General features: G+C 46.6%; 5 protein-coding genes, 4 tRNA genes and 6 rRNA genes. 2 read left to right on the top strand and 13 right to left on the bottom strand.

Going from position 1 to position 16,637, the window contains the following annotated elements; all coding sequences use genetic code 11:
- Positions 1-33: 33 nt before the first annotated feature.
- Complete coding sequence (locus tag P3L47_RS07670; protein ID WP_122363587.1) at positions 34-372, bottom strand: hypothetical protein; 339 nt, start codon at positions 370-372, stop codon at positions 34-36.
- 19 nt (positions 373-391) lie between these two features.
- Positions 392-646 carry a sigma factor gene (locus tag P3L47_RS07665; protein ID WP_122363586.1) on the bottom strand — a complete coding sequence of 85 codons (255 nt, stop codon included), beginning with the start codon at positions 644-646 and terminating at the stop codon, positions 392-394.
- A 162-nt stretch (positions 647-808) separates the two neighbouring features.
- Here P3L47_RS07665 and P3L47_RS07660 point away from each other — a divergent pair, with 162 nt between their 5' ends.
- Together P3L47_RS07660 and P3L47_RS07655 are read left to right on the top strand one after the other, a co-directional pair.
- On the top strand, positions 809-3,064 hold the full coding sequence (locus tag P3L47_RS07660; RefSeq protein WP_277783217.1) for a GH92 family glycosyl hydrolase: 2,256 nt from the start codon (positions 809-811) through the stop codon (positions 3,062-3,064).
- Positions 3,065-3,207: 143 nt separating this feature from the next.
- Positions 3,208-3,528 carry a heavy metal-binding domain-containing protein gene (locus P3L47_RS07655; protein ID WP_122363584.1) on the top strand — a complete coding sequence of 107 codons (321 nt, stop codon included), beginning with the start codon at positions 3,208-3,210 and terminating at the stop codon, positions 3,526-3,528.
- 102 nt (positions 3,529-3,630) lie between these two features.
- On the opposite strand, the gene rrf (P3L47_RS07650) is transcribed toward P3L47_RS07655, so the two are convergent.
- From rrf (P3L47_RS07650) to P3L47_RS07600, 11 genes are all read right to left on the bottom strand, one after another.
- Positions 3,631-3,741, bottom strand: a 5S ribosomal RNA gene (gene rrf, locus P3L47_RS07650).
- 116 nt (positions 3,742-3,857) lie between these two features.
- Positions 3,858-6,729: ribosomal RNA gene (locus P3L47_RS07645) — 23S ribosomal RNA — on the bottom strand.
- A gap of 138 nt (positions 6,730-6,867) precedes the next feature.
- A tRNA-Ala gene (locus P3L47_RS07640) sits at positions 6,868-6,941 on the bottom strand.
- Between the two features lie 93 nt (positions 6,942-7,034).
- Positions 7,035-7,108 (bottom strand) — tRNA-Ile (locus tag P3L47_RS07635).
- Positions 7,109-7,254: 146 nt separating this feature from the next.
- Positions 7,255-8,778 (bottom strand): 16S ribosomal RNA (locus tag P3L47_RS07630).
- 648 nt (positions 8,779-9,426) lie between these two features.
- Positions 9,427-9,537 (bottom strand): 5S ribosomal RNA (rrf, locus tag P3L47_RS07625).
- Between the two features lie 124 nt (positions 9,538-9,661).
- Positions 9,662-12,536: ribosomal RNA gene (locus P3L47_RS07620) — 23S ribosomal RNA — on the bottom strand.
- 137 nt (positions 12,537-12,673) lie between these two features.
- Positions 12,674-12,747 (bottom strand) — tRNA-Ala (locus P3L47_RS07615).
- A 21-nt stretch (positions 12,748-12,768) separates the two neighbouring features.
- A tRNA-Ile gene (locus P3L47_RS07610) sits at positions 12,769-12,842 on the bottom strand.
- 147 nt (positions 12,843-12,989) lie between these two features.
- A 16S ribosomal RNA gene (locus P3L47_RS07605) occupies positions 12,990-14,514 on the bottom strand.
- Together the 16S, 23S and 5S rRNA genes with 4 tRNA genes alongside form the textbook arrangement of a ribosomal RNA operon.
- Before the next feature lie 751 nt (positions 14,515-15,265).
- The gene (locus tag P3L47_RS07600) at positions 15,266-16,636 is read right to left on the bottom strand and encodes a Gfo/Idh/MocA family protein (protein WP_277783216.1); all 1,371 of its coding nucleotides are present in this window, start codon (positions 16,634-16,636) and stop codon (positions 15,266-15,268) included.
- Position 16,637 lies beyond the last annotated feature (1 nt).

Here is a 16,637-nt window from a genome sequence, read left to right as displayed (position 1 = left end):
ATTTTTCAAATTTCCTGCAAAGGTAAGAATATATCAAACACAGCAATTATTCTCTATCATAAAAGAAGATGTCAGCAACAAGACCAGCAACAGGATAATAATGACACTTACCAAGGTGGTAAATGAATAGAAAAGACGAAGATGCCGCCGTTTCTTCTCCCTGCTGATCCGCTGGAGAACTTTCAAGTCAAATTCCTTCCCTAACGGTGGCAGGATCTCTGCTTCGGGAGACATGAACCAGGCACGGTAAGGGCGTAACTCCGGCGGCAATGTTTCAGCCGAGAAAAAGTGACGCAATTCCCGTTCTTCTTCAATAGTGGTAGCGCACTCCCAGTATTTGTCCAACAATAATGTAATACGGTTATAATCCATATTCGCGGTTTAAACAATGTTATCTGACTACGAAGCTTTCTGTTCGTTTCTTCTTTAAATTGACCGTTTCCAATGCCATGTTACGCGTGACCATCAAGCAATAAGAAGGAAGATCTTCTATTACGATCCATGCGGCCCGTTCGTTCCAAATCTTCAGCATGACCTCCTGAACGATCTGCTCCGAACGATCTGCATTTCCGGTAATCCTGAAAGCAACCCGCAACAGGTTGTCTTTTAGCGGCAGTATCCTTGTTATGAATTCGTCTGTTCTCATCTCTGTTATATTAGACGAGTGAGCCAGGTAAAAGGTTGCAGTTTTCTGTCACTTTTTTTATCAGATAGAAGAAAAACAGCGCTATATAGTTCTTTTTCATTATATTTGTAGCAGTTCTAATTAACAATAGATACGCATAATATCAAACTAAATCAATAAAAAGTGAAAAAGACGATCTTATTCCTACAGGCAGCTGTACTCTGTCTGCTGGCAGGTTGCCAGTCAGCCCCCGGCAGTGGCTTATTAAGTGATGAAATCAAGTATGTCGATCCGTTCATTGGAACCGGATTCCACGGGCATACTTTCCCCGGCGCTACCCGTCCGTTTGCTATGGTACAGGTTAGTCCGGATACCCATATCATGGGTTGGGATGCCAGTAGCGGTTATCATTATGATGACCGGGAAATCTATGGATTCAGCCATACACACCTTTCAGGTACCGGTATCGGCGATCTGGGTGATGTAGCATTACTGCCTTTCTCCGGTACCGACTCGATCAAGCCGGTTGGTCTTTTCAATAAAGATACCGAGAAAGCAACTCCGGGCTATTATGCCGTACGCTTGGATAACTTCGGAGTAAATGTGGAATTAACAAGTACTGATAAAGTTGGTTTCCATAAATATACCTACGACAACCCTAAAGATCGTCGCGTAATGCTCGACCTGGGACATATCCTGCAACCGAACTGGGGGCATAAACTGGTAGATAACAGCTACCTGTTCGTGAACGATTCGACAGTAGAAGGAACAGTCCGCACGCAGGGATGGGCACATTTCCATTCGGTTTCTTACCGGATCACCTTCTCTGAACCTATCGAAACAATATACCAATACATCGACGGTAAATTGCGCCAGGATTCATTGTTCCTGCGTATCAATACTGCCGAAGATCTGAAATTCCATTACAAATTTCCAGAAAAGGCTGAACCTTTATACGTAAAAGTAGCACTTTCTATGGTAGATACGGAAGGAGCAGAAAAGAACCTCGAAGCAGAACTTCCCGGCTGGGATTTCGAAGCAACCCGCATCAAATCGGCTGAGATATGGAACAACGCACTGAATGCGATCGAAGTTCAGGCTGATCCTACCGTTATGGTAAATTTCTACACTGCTCTATATCATACGATGATCGCTCCGTTCGCCTATCAGGACGTAGACGGTCGTTATCTAGGTATGGATAAAAAGATACATAAGGCAGAACCGGGCTATACGAACTATTCCGTATTCTCTTTGTGGGATACCTTCCGTGCTTTGCATCCGTTAATGACGATCATCAATCCGGATCTGGCAGCCGACTGGGGTAAAGTATTGGTACAGGGATATAAAGAAGGAGGCATTCTACCGAAATGGCCGTTGGCTTCCAGCTATACAGGTTGTATGGTTGGCTATCCTGCCGTATCCGTTCTGGCTGACCTGGTTTGCAAAGACCTGGCTGACGGTGACCTGAAAACATGGGCGGAAGCCGGTGCACGTTCTTCCGTTTACCGTGAAGACCTGGCAGAAAAGTTCAAAGGAACACGTGAACTCGATTTGATCACCCGTCATCCGTATTATAAAGAAAAATATGGATTCGTTCCGGCTGATTCCGTTCCCGAATCTGTATCCTGGGGATTAGAAATGGCTTACGAAGACTGGTGTATCTCACAGATCGCAGCCAAAGCAGGATTGGACTCTATGGCGCAGGCTTATGCTGCCAAAGGAGAATACTACAAACGTTATCTGGATCCGGAAACGAAGATGATGCGTCCGATTATGGGTGACGGAACTTTCCGTACTCCGTTTAATCCGCGTTACTCGGCTCACATGAGAAGTGATTATACGGAAGGTAATGCTTTCCAATGGAGTTTCTTCGCACCACACGATATGGATAATTTCATTGCTACGATCGGAGGCAAGAAAGAATTGGAAACACGCTTGGATACTCTATTCACAACATCTTCACAGGTGGATGGTGAACATGCTTCAGGTGATATCACAGGTCTGATCGGTCAGTATGCTCATGGTAACGAACCGAGCCACCATATGGCTTACTTGTATAACTGGACGGATTCACCCTGGAAAGGACAGGAACGCCTGGATTATATCATGCGCGAATTCTATACGAACAAGCCGGACGGTATCATCGGCAACGAAGATTGCGGACAGATGTCGGCATGGTATGTGATGAGTGCATTAGGTTTCTATCAGGTTGCTCCGGGTATTCCGGTTTATACATTGGGCCGTCCGATGATAAATCATGCCTTAATTCGCGTGAAAGGCGGAGTATTTGAGATTCGGGTGGAGAACAACAGTCCTGAAAACAAATATATAGAAAGAGTTTTGCTGAACGGCAAAGTACTGGAGACTCCGTTTATCTCGCATAAAGACATCACCAAAGGTGGTAAACTTGTATTTGAAATGACAAACACACATCCGTAAAAAACGATAAACGGATAGGCATTCGATAAACGACGGACAGAGATTCTATATAAATGAACCTCTGTCCGTTTTTATTTGTGCTAAATCCGATCACAGATTCAATATAATAGATATATTTGCTGCAGACTATAAAATAAAAAGCTATGTTATTAACAACGACAAACAACATCGAAGGGAAAAAGATCACCCAATATTATGGAATTGTATCCGGTGAGACAATCATCGGGGCAAATGTATTCAAAGATTTCTTTGCAGGAATACGCGATATTGTAGGTGGCCGTGCCGGTTCATACGAAAGTGTATTACGCGAAGCAAAAGATATCGCTTTACAGGAAATGAGCGAGCATGCTGCTCGTATGGGAGCCAATGCTGTCATAGCAGTAGATCTGGACTATGAAACAGTTGGAGGCAGCGGAAGTATGTTGATGGTCACTGCAGCCGGAACAGCCGTGCGCTACGAATAAAGCATCGATGTTTTGGACGAAGAGAATGGATCTGTATAAAATAGAAAAGGAGTCAATTCTGTTGAACTGACTCCTTTCTGTCTTTCAGCTTTCGCCTGAATAAAACGGCGGCTATCTACTCTCCCACTTTTACGCAGTACCATCGACGTGGTTGGGCTTAACTTCTCTGTTCGGAATGGGAAGAGGTGGATCCCCAACGCTATAACCACCTTAATTTCTTTTTAAGATATTTGACTTGGACAACGTTACTTTAACGTAACCATAGAGCGAATCAATAATTGTCAATTCTCAATTCTCAATTCTTCAGATATATCAACCCTTTCTCCGGAAAAAGAAAGTCTCGGGCTATTAGTACTACTCGGCTTCGACATTACTGCCCTTACACCTGTAGCCTATCAACGTCGTAGTCTACGACGACCCTTGAGGGATATCTAATCTTGAGGCTGGCTTCGTACTTAGATGCTTTCAGCACTTATCCAATCCAGACTTAGCTACCCGGCGGTGCACCTGGCGGTACAACCGGTAAACCAGGGTCTGTCCAACACGGTCCTCTCGTACTAGTGTCAGAGCCTCTCAAATATCCTACGCCCACGATAGATAGAGACCGAACTGTCTCACGACGTTCTGAACCCAGCTCGCGTGCCACTTTAATGGGCGAACAGCCCAACCCTTGGGACCTTCTCCAGCCCCAGGATGTGACGAGCCGACATCGAGGTGCCAAACCGCTCCGTCGATATGAGCTCTTGGGAGCGATCAGCCTGTTATCCCCGGAGTACCTTTTATCCTTTGAGCGATGGCCCTTCCATGCGGAACCACCGGATCACTATGCTCTAGTTTCCTACCTGATCGAGTTGTATCTCTCCCAGTCAAGCACCCTTATGCCATTACACTCTACGACCGGTTACCAATCGGTCTGAGGGTACCTTTAGAAGCCTCCGTTACTCTTTTGGAGGCGACCACCCCAGTCAAACTACCCACCATACAGTGTCCTCGCATCTCGCGAGTTAGAACTCAAACAACCAAAGGGCCGTATTTCAACGGTGACTCCACAAATACTGGCGTACCTGCTTCATAGTCTCCGGCCTATCCTACACATTAGTTGCCCAAATTCAATGTAAAGCTATAGTAAAGGTTCACGGGGTCTTTTCGTCCCATCGCGGGTAATCGGCATCTTCACCGATACTACAATTTCACCGAGCTCACGGTTGAGACAGTGTCCAGATCATTACACCATTCGTGCAGGTCGGAACTTACCCGACAAGGAATTTCGCTACCTTAGGACCGTTATAGTTACGGCCGCCGTTTACTGGGGCTTCAATTCAAAGCTTCTCTTGCGATGACTTCTCCTCTTAACCTTCCAGCACCGGGCAGGTGTCAGGCTGTATACTTCATATTTCTATTTCGCACAGCCATGTGTTTTTGTTAAACAGTTGCCTGGACCTATTCTCTGCGCCCTACCTTTCAGTAGGGACCCTTTATCCCGAAGTTACAGGGTCAATTTGCCTAGTTCCTTAACCGTGAATCACTCGAGCGCCTCAGTATTCTCAACCCAACTACGTGTGTCCGTTTACGGTACGGGTACTTTATGAATATGCTTAGCGGATTTTCTAGGAGCCTGATTACGTCCATATTGCCTTGTACAAGTACGCGGCATACTGTCAGGTTCGACTCTCATGGCGGATTTGCCTACCACGATCCACGTCTACACCCTTTAACCATCTATTCCGTCAGATGGCAGGACTGTCACTTCTCCGTCTCCACATCGCTCCATAAAGTAGTATGGGAATATTAAACCATTCTTCCATCGGAATCGCCGTTCGGCTTATCCTTAGGTCCCGACTTACCCTGATCCGATTAACGTTGATCAGGAAACCTTAGTCTTTCGGCGAGGAAGTTTCTCACTTCCTTTATCGTTACTTATACCTACATTTGCTTTTCCAGTCGCTCCAGCAAGGGTTATCCCTCACCTTCAACGCCGCTGGAATGCTCCCCTACCATGTCTTACGACATCCATAGCTTCGAAACAGTTTATGCCCGAGTATTATCCACGCCAAACTCCTCGACTAGTGAGCTGTTACGCACTCTTTAAATGAATGGCTGCTTCCAAGCCAACATCCTAGCTGTCTCTGCAGTCTGACTTCGTTAGTTCAACTTAACTGTTATTTGGGGACCTTAGCTGATGGTCTGGATTCTTCTCCTCTCGGACGCGGACCTTAGCACCCGCGCCCTCACTCCTTATCAATATATAGCACGCATTCGGGTTTATCGGACTTGATAGGCGGTGAAGCCCTCGCATCCAATCAGTCGCTCTACCTCATGCTATACTAAATAAAGGCTGCACCTAAATGCATTTCGGGAGTACGAGCTATCTCCAAGTTTGATTAGCCTTTCACCCCTACCCACAGTTCATCCGAAAGCTTTTCAACGCTTACCGGTTCGGTCCTCCAGTTAGTGTTACCTAACCTTCAACCTGACCATGGGTAGATCACTTGGTTTCGCGTCTACTCCCTCCGACTATGGCGCCCTGTTCAGACTCGCTTTCGCTTCGGCTCCGTGACTGAATCACTTAACCTTGCCGGAGAAAGTAACTCGTAGGTTCATTATGCAAAAGGCACGCCGTCACAACCTTAAGGCTGCTCCGACCGCTTGTAGGCAGACGGGTTCAGGGTCTATTTCACTCCTCTGTTCGAGGTTCTTTTCACCTTTCCCTCACGGTACTGGTTCGCTATCGGTCTCTCGGGAGTATTTAGCCTTACGGGATGGGCCCCGCTAATTCACACAGAATTCCTCGTGCTCCGCGCTACTCAGGATACCACTAGGCTTCCTCAGAAAGTCGTGTACGGGATTTTCACCCTCTCTGATCGCTTTTTCCAAAGCGTTCCACTTTCCTGATTTCTTGCCATGCCGTGGTCCTACAACCCCGGTATTGCCTAAACAATACCGGTTTGGGCTCTTCCGCGTTCGCTCGCCACTACTTGCGGAATCATTCTTATTTTCTCCTCCTATGGGTACTTAGATGTTTCAGTTCCCCACGTTCGCCCCTCTTACGAGGTGACAGGCCTTCAACCTGCCGGGTTGCCCCATTCGGAAATCCGAGGATCAAGGATTATTTGCATCTCCCCCCGGCTTATCGCAGCTTATCACGTCCTTCATCGCCTCCGAGAGCCAAGGCATCCACCGTCTGCCCTTGCTTACTTTCTTTTTTCCGGTTACCATACGGTAAATCGGATTGATATATCTTCAGCTTGCTCTTTTATTCGTTACTTTATTTTACGTTGTCCATCATGTCAAAGATCTTTTAAATTGACAATTAACAATTGATAATTGACAATTTTTGTGTGGAGAATAACGGATTCGAACCGTTGACCCTCTGCGTGCAAGGCAGATGCTCTAGCCAGCTGAGCTAATCCCCCAGTTTCAATTGACAATTGATAATTAACAATTGACAATTAGAGTTTGAGTTCTATAATTATCAATTGTGCATTGTCAATTGTCAATTATATTCGTAGTCCCAGGCAGAGTTGAACTGCCGACCTCTACATTATCAGTGTAGCGCTCTAACCAACTGAGCTATAGGACTGTCAACTTTGCCTTGGTTGCCCTCAGCATCATTTTTTCTCTTACTTACTTTTTATCGTAAGTATGATCTATATTTTATACATATTCAACCGTAGTACAAGTTAACTAATACCTTTAGTCAACTTGATAACGAACTCTTCGCTCCAGAAAGGAGGTGTTCCAGCCGCACCTTCCGGTACGGCTACCTTGTTACGACTTAGCCCCAGTCATCGGTTTTACCCTAGGCCGATCCTTGCGGTTACGGACTTTAGGTACCCCCAACTCCCATGGCTTGACGGGCGGTGTGTACAAGGCCCGGGAACGTATTCACCGCGCCATGGCTGATGCGCGATTACTAGCGAATCCAGCTTCACGAAGTCGGGTTGCAGACTTCGATCCGAACTGAGATGGGGTTTGGAGATTAGCATCCTGTCGCCAGGTAGCTGCCCTTTGTCCCCACCATTGTAACACGTGTGTCGCCCCGGATGTAAGGGCCGTGCTGATTTGACGTCATCCCCACCTTCCTCACAGCTTACGCCGGCAGTCTCTTTAGAGTCCTCAGCTCGACCTGTTAGTAACTAAAGATAAGGGTTGCGCTCGTTATGGCACTTAAGCCGACACCTCACGGCACGAGCTGACGACAACCATGCAGCACCTCGCAAATGGCTATTACTAGAAGAAGTGTTTCCACTCCGGTCCAAATGCGTTCAAACCCGGGTAAGGTTCCTCGCGTATCATCGAATTAAACCACATGTTCCTCCGCTTGTGCGGGCCCCCGTCAATTCCTTTGAGTTTCACCGTTGCCGGCGTACTCCCCAGGTGGATTACTTAACGCTTTCGCTGTAGAGCTTACCGTGTATCGCAAACTCCTAGTAATCATCGTTTACTGCGTGGACTACCAGGGTATCTAATCCTGTTTGATCCCCACGCTTTCGTGCTTCAGTGTCAGTTATGGTTTAGTAAGCTGCCTTCGCAATCGGAGTTCTGCGTGATATCTATGCATTTCACCGCTACACCACGCATTCCGCCTACCTCAAACATACTCAAGTCCTCCAGTTTCAACGGCAATTTTATGGTTGAGCCACAAACTTTCACCGCTGACTTAAAAAACCACCTACGCACCCTTTAAACCCAATAAATCCGGATAACGCTCGGATCCTCCGTATTACCGCGGCTGCTGGCACGGAGTTAGCCGATCCTTATTCACAGGGTACATACAAAACGGGACACGTCCCGAACTTTATTCCCTATAAAAGAAGTTTACGAACCATAGATCCTTCATCCTTCACGCGACTTGGCTGGTTCAGGCTCTCGCCCATTGACCAATATTCCTCACTGCTGCCTCCCGTAGGAGTCTGGTCCGTGTCTCAGTACCAGTGTGGGGGACCTTCCTCTCAGAACCCCTATCCATCGTGGACTTGGTGGGCCGTTACCCCACCAACTATCTAATGGAACGCATGCCCATCTATCAGCGATTATTCTTAACAAATATTCCCATGCGGGACCCTGTTTTATGCGGTATTAGTCCGACTTTCGCCGGGTTATTCCCCTCTGATAGGCAGGTTGCATACGCGTTACTCACCCGTGCGCCGGTCGCCGGCGGAGTATTGCTACTCCCCGCTGCCCCTCGACTTGCATGTGTTAAGCCTGTCGCTAGCGTTCATCCTGAGCCAGGATCAAACTCTTCGTTGTTTAAATTGTTTTATATCTTTGCTCAGAATCCGTTATTATTTCAAGTTTTGACGGTATTAATTTTTAATACTTGTACTACTTGTTGATATGTAAATCTTTCAAAGAACTTTCGCTCATCTTTCGATTGCGGCTGCAAAGGTAAGGACTTTATTTTAACCGGCAAATTTTTCAGAAGAAAAATTCAAAGTTTTTTTTGAGTCGCTGCGGCAGTTGGAATCTTGCTTAGAATCTCTAACCTCATCCCCTTTCCACAGGTTACCCCTTTCATCATTTCTAGTGCGCCGTTCTCTCTCGAATGCGGGTGCAAAAGTAGTGCTTTACAACATACGCTCCAAATATTTTACCAAATATTTTGTATTTATTTTCACAAAGAAGCCTTGTAGTATCGTGTGCGCACGAATTTAGAATAGAATTACTCAATAGCTGTTTTAGGGAATAACGAAAGGATAAATAATTTTAAGGCGTTTTTAGCGTTATCTAAGCGAGTTATAATACAAAGGGAGTCTGATGGTCACTGCAGCCGGAACAGCCGTGCGCTACGAATAAAGGCATCGATGTTTTGAACGAAGAGAATGGATCTGTATAAAATAGAAAAGGAGTCAATTCTGTTGAACTGACTCCTTTCTGTCTTTCAGCTTTCGCTGAATAAAACGGCGGCTATCTACTCTCCCACTTTTACGCAGTACCATCGACGCGGTTGGGCTTAACTTCTCTGTTCGGAATGGGAAGAGGTGGATCCCCAACGCTATAACCACCTTAATTTCTTTTTAAGATGTTTGACTTGGACAACGTTACTTTAACGTAACCATAGAGCGAATCAATAATTGTCAATTCTCAATTGTCAATTTTCAATTCTTCAGATATATCAACCCTTTCTCCCGGAAAAAGAAAGTCTCGGGCTATTAGTACTACTCGGCTTCGACATTACTGCCCTTACACCTGTAGCCTATCAACGTCGTAGTCTACGACGACCCTTGAGGGATATCTAATCTTGAGGCTGGCTTCGTACTTAGATGCTTTCAGCACTTATCCAATCCAGACTTAGCTACCCGGCGGTGCACCTGGCGGTACAACCGGTAAACCAGGGTCTGTCCAACACGGTCCTCTCGTACTAGTGTCAGAGCCTCTCAAATATCCTACGCCCACGATAGATAGAGACCGAACTGTCTCACGACGTTCTGAACCCAGCTCGCGTGCCACTTTAATGGGCGAACAGCCCAACCCTTGGGACCTTCTCCAGCCCCAGGATGTGACGAGCCGACATCGAGGTGCCAAACCGCTCCGTCGATATGAGCTCTTGGGAGCGATCAGCCTGTTATCCCCGGAGTACCTTTTATCCTTTGAGCGATGGCCCTTCCATGCGGAACCACCGGATCACTATGCTCTAGTTTCCTACCTGATCGAGTTGTATCTCTCCCAGTCAAGCACCCTTATGCCATTACACTCTACGACCGGTTACCAATCGGTCTGAGGGTACCTTTAGAAGCCTCCGTTACTCTTTTGGAGGCGACCACCCCAGTCAAACTACCCACCATACAGTGTCCTCGCATCTCGCGAGTTAGAACTCAAACAACCAAAGGGCCGTATTTCAACGGTGACTCCACAAATACTGGCGTACCTGCTTCATAGTCTCCGGCCTATCCTACACATTAGTTGCCCAAATTCAATGTAAAGCTATAGTAAAGGTTCACGGGGTCTTTTCGTCCCATCGCGGGTAATCGGCATCTTCACCGATACTACAATTTCACCGAGCTCACGGTTGAGACAGTGTCCAGATCATTACACCATTCGTGCAGGTCGGAACTTACCCGACAAGGAATTTCGCTACCTTAGGACCGTTATAGTTACGGCCGCCGTTTACTGGGGCTTCAATTCAAAGCTTCTCTTGCGATGACTTCTCCTCTTAACCTTCCAGCACCGGGCAGGTGTCAGGCTGTATACTTCATATTTCTATTTCGCACAGCCATGTGTTTTTGTTAAACAGTTGCCTGGACCTATTCTCTGCGCCCTACCTTTCAGTAGGGACCCTTTATCCCGAAGTTACAGGGTCAATTTGCCTAGTTCCTTAACCGTGAATCACTCGAGCGCCTCAGTATTCTCAACCCAACTACGTGTGTCCGTTTACGGTACGGGTACTTTATGAATATGCTTAGCGGATTTTCTAGGGAGCCTGATTACGTCCATATTGCCTTGTACAAGTACGCGGCATACTGTCAGGTTCGACTCTCATGGCGGATTTGCCTACCACGATCCACGTCTACACCCTTTAACCATCTATTCCGTCAGATGGCAGGACTGTCACTTCTCCGTCTCCACATCGCTCCATAAAGTAGTATGGGAATATTAAACCATTCTTCCATCGGAATCGCCGTTCGGCTTATCCTTAGGTCCCGACTTACCCTGATCCGATTAACGTTGATCAGGAAACCTTAGTCTTTCGGCGAGGAAGTTTCTCACTTCCTTTATCGTTACTTATACCTACATTTGCTTTTCCAGTCGCTCCAGCAAGGGTTATCCCTCACCTTCAACGCCGCTGGAATGCTCCCCTACCATGTCTTACGACATCCATAGCTTCGGTAAACAGTTTATGCCCGAGTATTATCCACGCCAAACTCCTCGACTAGTGAGCTGTTACGCACTCTTTAAATGAATGGCTGCTTCCAAGCCAACATCCTAGCTGTCTCTGCAGTCTGACTTCGTTAGTTCAACTTAACTGTTATTTGGGGACCTTAGCTGATGGTCTGGATTCTTCTCCTCTCGGACGCGGACCTTAGCACCCGCGCCCTCACTCCTTATCAATATATAGCACGCATTCGGAGTTTATCCGACTTGATAGGCGGTGAAGCCCTCGCATCCAATCAGTCGCTCTACCTCATGCTATACTAAATAAAGGCTGCACCTAAATGCATTTCGGGGAGTACGAGCTATCTCCAAGTTTGATTAGCCTTTCACCCTACCCACAGTTCATCCGAAAGCTTTTCAACGCTTACCGGTTCGGTCCTCCAGTTAGTGTTACCTAACCTTCAACCTGACCATGGGTAGATCACTTGGTTTCGCGTCTACTCCCTCCGACTATGGCGCCCTGTTCAGACTCGCTTTCGCTTCGGCTCCGTGACTGAATCACTTAACCTTGCCGGAGAAAGTAACTCGTAGGTTCATTATGCAAAGGCACGCCGTCACAACCTTAAGGCTGCTCCGACCGCTTGTAGGCAGACGGGTTCAGGGTCTATTTCACTCCTCTGTTCGAGGTTCTTTTCACCTTTCCCTCACGGTACTGGTTCGCTATCGGTCTCTCGGGAGTATTTAGCCTTACGGGATGGGCCCCGCTAATTCACACAGGATTTCTCGTGCCCCGCGCTACTCAGGATACTACTAAGCTTCGTCAGTAAGTCGTATACCGGGCTATCACCGTCTATGGCCGTTCTTTCCAAAACGTTCTACTTTACTAATGTCTTGCTACATCGTAGTCCTACAACCCCGGTATTGCCTAAACAATACCGGTTTGGGCTCTTCCGCGTTCGCTCGCCACTACTTGCGGAATCATTTTTATTTTCTTCTCCTATGGGTACTTAGATGTTTCAGTTCCCCACGTTCGCTCCTCTTACGAGGTGACTGGTCTTCAACCAGCCGGGTTGCCCCATTCGGAAATCCGAGGATCAAAGATTATTTGCATCTCCCCCCGGCTTATCGCAGCTTATCACGTCCTTCATCGCCTCCGAGAGCCAAGGCATCCACCGTCTGCCCTTGCTTACTTTCTTTTTTCCGGTTACCATACGGTAAATCGGATTGATATATCTTCAGCTTGCTCTTTTTCGTTACTTTATTTTACGTTGTCCATCATGTCAAAGATCTTTTTAGATTACTTTCGTTTCTTATGTCCCGGTAATCCTTTGTGTGGAGAATAACGGATTCGAACCGTTGACCCTCTGCGTGCAAGGCAGATGCTCTAGCCAGCTGAGCTAATCCCCCAGTACCTTCTTAGAGATCCTGTAGTCCCAGGCAGAGTTGAACTGCCGACCTCTACATTATCAGTGTAGCGCTCTAACCAACTGAGCTATAGGACTGTCAACTTTGCCTTGGTTGCCCTCAGCATCATTTTTCTCTCTTACTTACTTTTTATCGTAAGTATGATCTATATTTTATACATATTCAACCGTAGTACAAGTTAACTAATACCTTTTAGTCAACCTGATAACGAATCCTTCGCTCCGTAAAGAGGTGTTCCAGCCGCACCTTCCGGTACGGCTACCTTGTTACGACTTAGCCCCAGTCATCGGTTTTACCTAGGCCGATCCTTGCGGTTACGGACTTTAGGTACCCCCAACTCCCATGGCTTGACGGGCGGTGTGTACAAGGCCCGGAACGTATTCACCGCGCCATGGCTGATGCGCGATTACTAGCGAATCCAGCTTCACGAAGTCGGGTTGCAGACTTCGATCCGAACTGAGACATGGTTTGGAGATTAGCATCCTGTCGCCAGGTAGCTGCCCTTTGTCCATGCCATTGTAACACGTGTGTCGCCCCGGATGTAAGGGCCGTGCTGATTTGACGTCATCCCCACCTTCCTCACAGCTTACGCTGGCAGTCTCTTTAGAGTCCTCAGCACGACCTGTTAGTAACTAAAGATAAGGGTTGCGCTCGTTATGGCACTTAAGCCGACACCTCACGGCACGAGCTGACGACAACCATGCAGCACCTCGTAAATTGCTATTGCTAGAAAGAGTGTTTCCACTCCGGTCAACTTACGTTCAAACCCGGGTAAGGTTCCTCGCGTATCATCGAATTAAACCACATGTTCCTCCGCTTGTGCGGGCCCCCGTCAATTCCTTTGAGTTTCACCGTTGCCGGCGTACTCCCCAGGTGGATTACTTAACGCTTTCGCTGTGCCGCTTACCGTGTATCGCAAACAGCTAGTAATCATCGTTTACTGCGTGGACTACCAGGGTATCTAATCCTGTTTGATCCCCACGCTTTCGTGCTTCAGTGTCAGTTATGGTTTAGTAAGCTGCCTTCGCAATTGGAGTTCTGCGTGATATCTATGCATTTCACCGCTACACCACGCATTCCGCCTACCTCAAACATACTCAAGTCCTCCAGTTTCAACGGCAATTTTATGGTTGAGCCACAAACTTTCACCGCTGACTTAAAAAACCACCTACGCACCCTTTAAACCCAATAAATCCGGATAACGCTCGGATCCTCCGTATTACCGCGGCTGCTGGCACGGAGTTAGCCGATCCTTATTCATAGGGTACATACAAAACTGGACACGTCCAGCACTTTATTCCCTATAAAAAAGAAGTTTACGAACCATAGATCCTTCATCCTTCACGCGACTTGGCTGGTTCAGGCTCTCGCCCATTGACCAATATTCCTCACTGCTGCCTCCCGTAGGAGTCTGGTCCGTGTCTCAGTACCAGTGTGGGGGACCTTCCTCTCAGAACCCCTATCCATCGTGGACTTGGTGGGCCGTTACCCCACCAACTATCTAATGGAACGCATGCCCATCTATCAGCGATTATTCTTTAACAAAATTCCCATGCGGGACCCCTGTTTTATGCGGTATTAGTCCGACTTTCGCCGGGTTATTCCCCTCTGATAGGCAGGTTGCATACGCGTTACTCACCCGTGCGCCGGTCGCCGGCAGAGTATTGCTACTCCCCGCTGCCCCTCGACTTGCATGTGTTAAGCCTGTCGCTAGCGTTCATCCTGAGCCAGGATCAAACTCTTCGTTGTTTAAATTGTTATATCTTTGCTCAGAATCCGTTAGTTTATTTTCAAGTTTTTGACGGTATTAATTTTTAATACTTGTACTACTTGTTGATATGTAAATCTTTCAAAGAACTTTCGCTCATCTTTCGATTGCGGCTGCAAAGGTAAGGACTTTATTTTAACCGGCAAATTTTTCAGAAGAAAAATTCAAAGTTTTTTTCGAGTCGCTGCGGCGGTTGGAATCTTGCTTAGAATCTCTAACCTCATCCCCTTTCCACAGGTTACCCCTTTCATCATGTTGGTGCGCCGTTCTCTCTCGAATGCGGGTGCAAAAGTAGTGCTTTACAACATACGCTCCAAATATTTTACCAAATATTTTGTATTTATTTTTTCATCAAAGACGTTGTTATATAATGTACGTACGAAAGAGAAAAGAAATACGGGCATAAACGAAACCGACACGGATAAATCAGCTGAAATTAACCTCGCTCATTCTGTTGCTAAGTCTAAACCGGTACAATCCATAGGCAGGAAGAAGAACAAGGATGCCGTTCATTGTGCATTTACATTCCAAACGGTTTGCCTTTCGACAGCTGTGGGAAGGCCTTTCGATAGCTATGGGAAAGCCTTTCGACAGCTATCGAAATATCTTACCACAGCTGTCGAAAGGCAAATTGTTCGAGAAATCAACTTTATCTGTTCACCATATATTAAACAAAACTCCGTATTCTTCGATATAAGAATACGGAGTTTCGCTATTGACGCAATTTCAAATTTACATAACCGGAGCATCCGGAGCTTTACCCGGCTTTGGAGCTTCCCCTTCTTTATAGAATGGTAACGGTCCCATCTTATATTCTTCCGGACCATAACGGAGAGTCGATGCCATAATCTCATCCCATGTAATCGGTTTACCGGTATAAGCTGCTTCACGTCCAAGAATAGCAACCTGGGTTGAATAGGCCAGTGCTTCTGCCTGATTTATTTTTTTATCTAAACGAATTGATTCAACCAAATGGACATGTTCCTGATCATACGGATTTTTCACCGGTTTATTCTGATAGTCATACTCCCAAAGGGTATTCCCATTGTAATCTACAAGCTTAATTTCACCTCTGTCGTTCAACAGGGCAACGCCTTTGGTGCCATATACCTGTTCGGATACATTTCCGTCACAACCGTCAATCTGACGAGCAGTTGCCAACATCCGTTTATTATTATTGTAATAATAGTCTACACTGAAGAAGTCATAAATATCGCCAGTCAGACGCTGTGCACGACCGCCGAAACCTACCGCACGAACCGGACGATCTTCCATAAACCAAGTAACAACATCAATATTATGAATAGCCTGATCCAGCAGATGGTCACCGCTTAGCCATTTAATATTAAACCAGTTACGGATACAATATTCCATATCGCTCCATTCCGGCCGTTTCCGTTTATTCCACCAGGCACCCTGATCCCAATGAGCTGAAGATGACACCACATCACCAATCAATCCATTTTTTACCTGAACATAAGCTTCCCAATAGTCTTTACGATGACGACGCTGATTTCCCGTTACTACAGTCAAACCTTTTGAAGTTGCCACTTTTGCCGCAGCAATCACTGTACGTATACCCGTAGGGTCGACAGCACAAGGCTTTTCCATAAAGATATGTTTACCGGCTTCAACGGCAGCTTTAAACTGTTCCGGACGGAAATGTGTCGGAGTACACAGCAGAACGACGTCTATATCGTTCATCGCCAATACCTTTTTATACGCATCGAATCCCAGGAAGCAGTTTGCATCAGGAACCTCGTTTTTAAATTGTTCCGATAATACTTTCCGGCAAGTAGCCATTCTATCCGGAAATAGATCAGCCAAAGCGATGATGGAAACATTCGGACCGGATTTAAGAAACTGAGTAGCTGCACCTGTTCCACGGTCACCGCAACCGACCAACGCCGCTTTTAACGGTTTTCCGTCAGGAGCCACTTCTACAAAAGAAAACATTCCCAATTCTTCCGGAGAATAATTCTTCGCAGCGGCACCTGCACCTTGTTTTTCTTGCGTACATGAAGTCATTACAGCCGACGACATACCCAGTGGTATTCCGGCACCCAACAATGCTGTGTTTGTTAAGAAATCTCTTCTTTTCATG

Source organism: Parabacteroides chongii, assembly GCF_029581355.1.
GTDB lineage: Bacteria > Bacteroidota > Bacteroidia > Bacteroidales > Tannerellaceae > Parabacteroides > Parabacteroides chongii.
The sequence above is the reverse complement of the archived record's forward strand: the minus strand, read 5'-3'. Positions and strand labels throughout refer to the sequence as shown.